This is a genomic window from Mycobacterium sp. SMC-15, from assembly GCF_045310925.1.
Classification (GTDB): domain Bacteria; phylum Actinomycetota; class Actinomycetes; order Mycobacteriales; family Mycobacteriaceae; genus Mycobacterium.
The window spans coordinates 1-1,112 of the sequence record NZ_JBJIAJ010000039.1 but is presented as its reverse complement, the minus strand read 5'-3'; the positions used below and the strand labels follow the sequence as shown (position 1 = coordinate 1,112).

1 protein-coding gene is annotated in these 1,112 nt (G+C 62.0%); it reads left to right on the top strand.

Annotation, left to right across the window (positions count from 1 at the left end):
* Window positions 1–124: 124 nt before the first annotated feature.
* A partial coding sequence (locus tag ACJH71_RS22295) for an IS481 family transposase (protein ID WP_406760156.1) occupies window positions 125–1,112 on the top strand: 988 nt, incomplete at its 3' end.

Sequence of the window (1,112 nt, the reverse complement as noted above, 5' to 3'; positions counted from 1 at the left end):
TGTACTGCCCAGGCAGGTTGGTTGAGAAAGTGTGACGACACGCTGTAAGAGTCGTTGATGGGTGAAGGTCTCCTGCCGTGGAGTGGAGCTGCTACCACTTCACTGCAACGAACAGGAGACCTTCGTGGTCCACGCTAATGCCGTTTTGACCCCTCGTGGGCGGTTGTTGCTCGCGCGTCGCATCATTGACGAGGGCTGGCCAATCGTGCGGGCAGCTGAGCACTTCAACGTGTCCTGGCCGACAGCCAAACGATGGGCGAGCAGATACGCCGCGATGGGTGAGGCCGGGATGACCGACCGCTCCAGCCGCCCGCACCGCAGCCCCAACCGCACCCCGCAACCGGTTGTGCGTCGCATCGTGGACTTGCGGTGGCGTCATCGCCTCTCCCCGATGGCGATCGCATCACGGTTGTCCATGCCGGCCTCCACGGTCCACGCAGTGTTGGTGCGTTGCCGGTTGAATCGACTGTCCCACGTAGATATTCGGACCGGTGAACTGATTCGTCGCTACGAGCACGACCGCCCCGGCTCACTGATCCACGTCGATGTCAAGAAGCTGGGCAACATCCCCGCCGGCGGGGGATGGCGATTCGTGGGCCGCTCACAGGGCAGCAAGAACCGCCGCAGCACTCCGGGAGTGAAACGCAGCAGGGGCCACGATCCCAAGATCGGCCACGCGTTCGTCCACACCGTGATCGATGACCACTCACGGGTCGCCTACGCCGAGATCCACGATGACGAAACCGCTCAGACCGCGATCGGAGTGCTGCACCGAGCGGTGAATTGGTTCGCCGTACGTGGTGTCACAGTGCAACGAGTGTTGTCCGACAACGGCAGCTGTTACAAGTCCCATGCCTGGCGCGAGGCGTGTATCGAACTACAGATCAATCACAAGCGAACCCGGCCATACCGGCCCCAAACCAACGGGAAAATCGAGCGCTTCCACCGCACCATGGCTGGTGAATGGGCATTCGCTCGTCACTACCCCAACGAGGCAACCCGCCGCTCAGCCCTGCCCACCTGGTTGCATACCTACAATCACCATCGGCAACACTCCGCGATCGGCAAGATTCCGCCCATCACCAGGTTGACCAACCTGCCTGGGCAGTACA